The sequence below is a fragment of the Deinococcus arcticus genome (assembly GCF_003028415.1).
Taxonomy (GTDB): Bacteria; Deinococcota; Deinococci; order Deinococcales; family Deinococcaceae; genus Deinococcus; species Deinococcus arcticus.
Map to the genome: position 1 here is coordinate 113,666 of NZ_PYSV01000014.1, position 6,318 is coordinate 119,983.

Sequence of the window (6,318 nt, forward strand, 5' to 3'; positions counted from 1 at the left end):
GCGTGCCGCGCCGCAGTGCCCAGGCCATTGCCGCCGACCGACAGGCGGCGGTTATTCAGCGCAGCGAAAACCCCCTGCTTTATGTGGCGCAGTGGCGTGAGGTCCAACTGATGGCCTTCGTGGACCGCTGCCGCCACCGCCAACGGGAAACGCGGGTGATCTGTGCAGCGCGCCATGTGCGCGGCGGCACCACGGTGCAGTACGGCGTGCGTGGGCAGTCGGCCCGGGCGGCCCTCTGGACAGCGCAGGGCGAGGACCGGCTTCACCTGAGCGCCGCCGTCAGCGCCTGTTTCTGTGCTTTTTCAGACGCCCTCCACAGCGCCGCGCCGCCTGAGCTGAACTTGATCCCGAGGACCCTGCTGGACCCTGGCGGCGCACGGCTGCGTTTTGTGCATCAGGGGGTTGTCTTTTTCCTGCGCGTCACGCCATGGGAAGTGTCGTCTGAGCCGACCCAGACGAGTCTGGTGCTCTACGGGGAGGCGCGAACCGAAGAAGCCCGGGGCGTCCTGGGCGCTGTACAAAACAGCGATTCAGGCCAGTGGACGCTGCAGGCCGTGCGCGCCGCCCAGCAGCTGCTGTGGGGCCGCGCCGTGGCCGACACTCTGGGCCCAGTGGCCAAAGCAGGCTGAATGGCCATAAGAGAGGTGCCCCTGCATCAGGCTGGGGCACCTTCTCTCCGAATGGTGTGTTTCAGTCTGCGGCGTCCACACCGGCAGCAGGCGGCGCCGTGACGGGCGCTGCATTGCCCGTGCGAATAGCATTCAGGACCATGCCGCGAATGTCTTCGGCGTCCTGGGAATGCTCCTTGAGCCATTCGATGGCCTTTTCCTTGCCCTGGCCGATGCGGTCATTGTTATAGGAGTAGAAGGAACCCGCCTTCTTCACAATGTCGAACTCTGCCGCGAGGCTCAGCAGATCGCTGAGCTGGTCGAAGCCCTTGCCGTACATGAGGGTCAGTTCGACTTCCTTAAAGGGCGGGGCGACCTTGTTCTTCACCGTCTTGACCTTCACCGTGTTCGCCACGGCGTCGTTGCCCACCTTGATCGGCTGCCCGATCTTGCGCACGTCCAGGCGCACCGAGGAATAGAACTTCAGCGCCCGGCCCCCCGTCGTCGTCTCCGGGTTGCCGTACATCACGCCGATCTTCTCGCGCACCTGGTTGATGAAAATCGCGGCCGTGCCGGTCTTGCTCAGAATCGCCGTCAGCTTGCGCAGCGCCTGCGACATCAACCTCGCCTGCAGACCGGGCAGCGAGTCGCCCATCTCGCCTTCAATTTCGGCGCGGGGGGTCAGCGCCGCCACCGAGTCCACCACGACCACGTCCACGGCGCCGCTGCGCACCAGCAGTTCCATGATTTCCAGCGCCTGCTCGCCGTTGTCGGGCTGTGAGACGAGCAGTTCGTCGGTGTTGACCCCCAGGCTGCGGGCGTACACCGGGTCCAGGGCGTGCTCGGCGTCAATAAAGGCGCAGGTGCCGCCGGCCTTCTGGGACTGGGCGACGATGGAGAGGGCCAGGGTGGTCTTGCCGCCGGACTCGGGGCCGTAGATCTCGGTGATGCGGCCCTTGGGCACGCCGCCGATCCCCAGCGCAAGGTCCAGACTGAGGCTGCCGGTGGACACGGCCTGCACGTCGAGCTTGCTCTCGGCGCCCAGCTTCATGATTGAGCCCTTGCCAAAGGCCTTTTCAATCTGGCTCATCGCCGTTTCGATCGCTTTCGCCCGCTCCTTCGCGTCGCTGGGAACTCCGAATTCTTTGGTGTTGTCCTTGCTCATCGCTCTCCTTGGGTGCAGCTCAACTTCGAGTACCTACTTAGTCTACAACAGAATAAATAAGAATGTTTTAAGTCCATAGCTGGGTGCCGATCCGCAGAGGGCTGCCCCGCAATGGACACGCATAAGCAACTTGTGCTGGGGGAAAAGGGGCGCCCAGCCCAAGCCTCCTCCGAACGCCGATTCCTACTGATAACGACATAAATCCACATTGGTTGGTGACATGCCTGGTTGCCGGGCAACCCAGTCGCATATGGAGAGCGTCAATCTTTTCAACTCATATTTACGCCACTCTCAATAGCCCTCCGTGCGTTTTGCGCTGTGGGCAACCTCCAGGCAGGGCCACACAGGCCTTCGGAGGATGAGCAGGCCACTGTGCTCTGACCTCCAGAATGTTACGGAAACGGAGACGTCAGGGCCAGTGTTCTTGATTGTGGTCAGGTCGCGGGAACCAGGGAGCAATCAGAGTTCTGGGGAGCTGGAAGGGAGAAGGGCCTGCATATGGCCGATCTGGCGTCTGAGTTTCCAGACACTGTTGCCGAATCCAGAGTCATTCCCATGACTGAACCGGCTGCGGCTCACGCGGCACTCGGTAACGGCCGACCTCACCTCAAGCGCGAGCAGCGCCAGCTGATCACGAACAGACCGCATCCTGTCCGGCACGAGCGTCTGCGCCACCCGGAGCTGACGGGAGGTAGCAACTGCAAGAGGCACACGCTCCGGTCGGCAGCTTCTTACGGTTGCGGAATTGGTCTTTGAGGCCAGATCGACGACCGTGACCAGTTGCCGGACCACCTCACGCTGCCGAACCGTGGGGAGGGTTCCGAAGGCCGGCTGGTCCTGCGCAACAAAGGCCTGCTCGATCTGGCGCTAGACGCGGGTGCCGTCTTCACCGAACACCACGCCGAACCAAATGATGCCACCGACCACGAAGATGATCGGCGAGAGGTACACCAACAGCATCATTGGGAGCAGAAGCACACCCACGACGTTCTCGACCCAGGGGGTGAATCCATGCGGCTTGGCCTGCACTTCCCTGCGGTTCATCGGGGGAAGTGTACCGGGCTCACGTTCAGTGAGCGGCGGCAAGTGAGCCGTTTTCGTTTTGTGTTGTGGGCGATGACAGGCGGTGGGCGCACCAGAGCGCAGACGACTTACACGAACGCTGAAATCTTCGCCCGCGATCAAGCAGCCCTCTGTACACTGCAGTCCGACTTTCGCGCTTCAACGCTTAAGGGGGTCACTTTTGCCTGTTGAACAGCTTCAATCCCGCACGGCAAGCTCATCTCCAGTGCGCGCTTCGTCAGAGCCGTCAGCTCAAGCACCTGCCCTGCAGGCGGCAAAAGCCAAACCTCTGGTACCCACCACGCAGTCGCCAGGATTTGTGAAGGATACGGATGGCAGCCCACGACGTGAACTGGACGGCGCGCAGCTTCAGAAGGCCAGGACCTGGTACGCGGCAAATGCCGCGCAGTATACGCCCGCTGTCCTGCGTCAACTTCAGGCCAAACTGGGGGAGCCGCCCACAGGGAAGGTGACCAACAGCTTTCTTCAGAAGGTCGCGGACTGGCAGATCACGTTCGACCTTGCGGAAGCGGCTGGACGCTTCATTGAAGTGGGCGACACGCTTGTTGCCGGGTATCTGCCTACAGGCGTACTGACACCCGAACAGGTGTCGCGTCTCTTTCCCACAGGCCTGGCCAGGCCTGCTCAAGTGGCCGCTTTCGCAATCTCAACTGAAGAAACCATTGCCAAATGGGATCATGTGGGCGGGTATGACGGTCGGCGCAAGCTTCTTGCAACGCTGCTGGCACACGAGCTCAAAGCCGCTGGCATCCTGATGCCCCGCTTTGACCTGCTCAAGATGGACGAGAACAGTTATGGGTATTACGTCCCCCGAACCCATGCCATTGTGGTCAATTCCTCCTTGCTCCGGCAACCCGACCTGCCTCAGAGCGAGCTGCGTGAGCTCTGTCAAACGCTTTACCATGAAGCGAGACATGCAGAGCAAACCTTCTCGGTGGCTCGGCTCCTGTGCGGCAGCGGCATGACGGTCGACGCCGCGTATCAACACACGAAGATCTACAGGCCCTTGGTCAGGAGTGCCGCCGCCAAACCCATCCGGCCAGCCAGTCCAGAAGGCATTGTGGCCAACGAGTGGTATCAGTCCAGATACGGCGCCTTCGCGGCGCAGCGCGCCGCTGACCTGAACACCAAGGACAAGCTTGCACTTGAGGTGGCCAAAAGCAAAGAGACGCTTGCAGCCTTGCAAGCTCGCCGCGTAACCCTGCAGCAGAAGCTGAAGACCAACCTCACGGCAATCCAAAGGAATGAGGTCACCGTCACCCTGAACGCACTTCAGGCAGAGATCAAGGCCGTGACCGCCAAACTGGAAACGCAGAGGCAGCAACACGACGTGTACTACGAGAAATATCGTGCGCTTCCTGGCGAACGCGACGCCTGGGATGTCGAGGGTGCTGTCAATACGTATTACCTTCGCCATCTGGAGAAGCCGTGACTCGCCGACTGCACCTCGTGCTGGGCCTGACGGCAGGTCTCCTCACCGCCTGTCCTTCAGGAGGACAACCTGTGAACGCCACACTGGATTTAAGGCTCGAACACCTGGGAACAACACTGGACCAGGTGTGCATAGTCCTGGCCCAGCAACCCACTGCGGCCGAGCTGGCCAGCAGACTGGGACCTGCAGTGAACGATCCACTCAACCGGGGTGAGTGGTTGCTGATTGAGTCGCCGCCCCCCCAGTACGAATCGGTTCGGGTTTCCATTCCCCGCTCGAAGGCAGACCCCATTCAGTTCAGTCTGCGCTTCCGCCCTGAGCAGGGTCCGTCAGCGTTGGCCCTGGCACAGGTTTTGGGGCCCTGGGAAGAATTGCCCGTCGAGACCCACCTGCCAGAGTTCGATCAGCGCCATTTGAGTAAGACCGTACGGGGGTATGTCTGCGCAATTATTGCCTCTGTTGAACGTCCGGCTGAGGGCGAGACCTCTGGGGACCACGTCCGCGAACTCACCATCTACGCTGATCGGTTCTAAGGGCGCCCTGTGATGAGGGATCAAAGGTGCATTCCAGTAAGCACCGCGCATTGACTGGCTTGCAAAAACACTGTGCGCTGCTGAGTGGGTCCTCCGATTCTGGGGGCAAGCCTATCGCTGGCACAGGTGACGGGGCAGGTTGAAAAGCAGTCACCGCTGTGTCTCGATAGCCGTCTCAGCCATCAGCTGAAGTCATTGTGACGACGGTCAGCAGGTCGTTTGTTCGGTGGGTCCTGTATGCGGCTAACGCATTCGTTCAGCCGCTCGCCACCAAGTTCGCAGTGCCAAACAGGTAGATGGCGCCACTGAGCTCACTCCGCTTTAGGCAACTGAGGCGGTCACTCCGCCTCATCCGCTCTACGCTTCAGCCATGAGATCCCTGGTCTTGAGCCTCCTCCTGGCGTGTGGTTGGGCAGGAGCAACGCCGCTGCTGGGCACGAAGGCTTCTTTTGCTGACTCCTCTTTCTGCAAGGTTTATGCCTGCCGCCTGGTGGGGAAAGACGCGCTTGGCGCTGGCCTCAGCGAATGGCGCTATGTCATCAACGGTGAACGCGGTAGAGAACCGTACGCGCCGCCTCAGGTGGTCAGCGTGTTGAGGCAGAACGACCGGATCATCTCGGCGCAGTGGGTCGCCGGTGCACAGGACACCGTGCTGTATCCAAGTAGCTACGGCACCCAGATGGCGACGCTCCTCATCCGGACGCTCACGGGGAAAGCACCCACCGCAGAGAAACTGTTTGATCTCAATGACAGGTGTGAAGTCGCCACGCCGAAGCCGCACACCATAGCCTGGGGCGCCTACCGCCTGTCGTGTCTGTTGAGTGCAGAGTTCGCGGGCGCTTGGCGCTTCAGCCTCCGGGTGCATCTTCCGTAATACCGAACGGCCATGTTCTTCCTCGTGAAGCAACAGTGGTGAGGGGGCGAGGCACGCGTTGACCCTCTCAAATGACAGTGGACTTGCGGGGAGGATCAGGTGGTTCTTGTGGACGTGCGGTGGATGTCATCACCCTTCGCTGACCCCTGCGTCTCACATGAGTCAGGTGTGTTCATTGGGCACGAGGCGGCCTGATCACGCCACGATGGCTGGCCTCACACTCAGGTCCGCTCATCCAGGCACCACGAAGTATGTGGGATTCGGGCAGACCCAATGCGAACGAGGCTCGGGTGCTGATCCTGCAGATCAGCGTAATTGGTCGGTCGAACGTTGGACCAGAACGCCCTACCGCTCCACATCAAAGCGCAGATCAGTGGACCTGCCAAGGGAGGAAATGGCCCTGCAACATGAGCATCTACGTGGGCAAGGACTGACTGACCGCACAGGGACGGCGGCGAGCCAGGGACAACCTGCTGGACCGCCACTGTCTGGTGCCCTAGTGCAGCGTTCAATTAATACGAATGGCTTCGTAGTGGGGTTGGAGGGTTCGACGGGCGACTTGGGTTGAAAACTGCCAACTGAGTGTGGCCCCAGCACGTTCACGCGCTGCGACCCAAGCCTCG

General features: G+C 61.1%; 6 protein-coding genes. 4 read left to right on the forward strand and 2 right to left on the reverse strand.

Annotation, left to right across the window (positions count from 1 at the left end; all coding sequences use genetic code 11):
- The first annotated feature begins 2 nt into the window (after positions 1–2).
- Entirely contained in the window at positions 3–629 is a 627-nt protein-coding gene (locus tag C8263_RS14160; RefSeq protein ID WP_107138786.1) for a hypothetical protein, read from the forward strand.
- 61 nt (positions 630–690) lie between these two features.
- Here the strand turns inward: C8263_RS14160 and recA are convergent, their stop codons facing one another.
- Both recA and C8263_RS19340 read right to left on the reverse strand, forming a co-directional pair.
- Positions 691–1,773 carry a recombinase RecA gene (recA, locus tag C8263_RS14165; protein WP_107138787.1) on the reverse strand — a complete coding sequence of 361 codons (1,083 nt, stop codon included), beginning with the start codon at positions 1,771–1,773 and terminating at the stop codon, positions 691–693.
- An 867-nt stretch (positions 1,774–2,640) separates the two neighbouring features.
- The gene (locus C8263_RS19340; protein ID WP_158263814.1) at positions 2,641–2,817 is read right to left on the reverse strand and encodes a hypothetical protein; all 177 of its coding nucleotides are present in this window, start codon (positions 2,815–2,817) and stop codon (positions 2,641–2,643) included.
- 199 nt (positions 2,818–3,016) lie between these two features.
- On the opposite strand from C8263_RS19340, the gene C8263_RS14170 reads away from it, so the two are divergent.
- The 3 genes from C8263_RS14170 to C8263_RS14180 all read left to right on the forward strand — a co-directional run bounded on the left by C8263_RS14170 (position 3,017) and on the right by C8263_RS14180 (position 5,695).
- Complete coding sequence (locus tag C8263_RS14170) at positions 3,017–4,288, forward strand: hypothetical protein (RefSeq protein ID WP_146160701.1); 1,272 nt, start codon at positions 3,017–3,019, stop codon at positions 4,286–4,288.
- Positions 4,289–4,359: 71 nt separating this feature from the next.
- Positions 4,360–4,821, forward strand: a complete 462-nt coding sequence (locus C8263_RS14175) for a hypothetical protein (protein WP_107138789.1) — start codon at positions 4,360–4,362, stop codon at positions 4,819–4,821.
- A gap of 370 nt (positions 4,822–5,191) precedes the next feature.
- Entirely contained in the window at positions 5,192–5,695 is a 504-nt protein-coding gene (locus C8263_RS14180) for a hypothetical protein (protein WP_146160702.1), read from the forward strand.
- Positions 5,696–6,318: the final 623 nt, after the last annotated feature.

Bases quoted from the DNA above. Each gene is read 5' to 3' on its own strand.
- recA (WP_107138787.1), bottom strand. From the start codon at position 1,773: ATGAGCAAGGACAACACCAAAGAATTCGGAGTTCCCAGCGACGCGAAG.
- C8263_RS19340 (WP_158263814.1), bottom strand. From the start codon at position 2,817: ATGAACCGCAGGGAAGTGCAGGCCAAGCCGCATGGATTCACCCCCTGG.
- C8263_RS14180 (WP_146160702.1), top strand. From the start codon at position 5,192: ATGAGATCCCTGGTCTTGAGCCTCCTCCTGGCGTGTGGTTGGGCAGGA.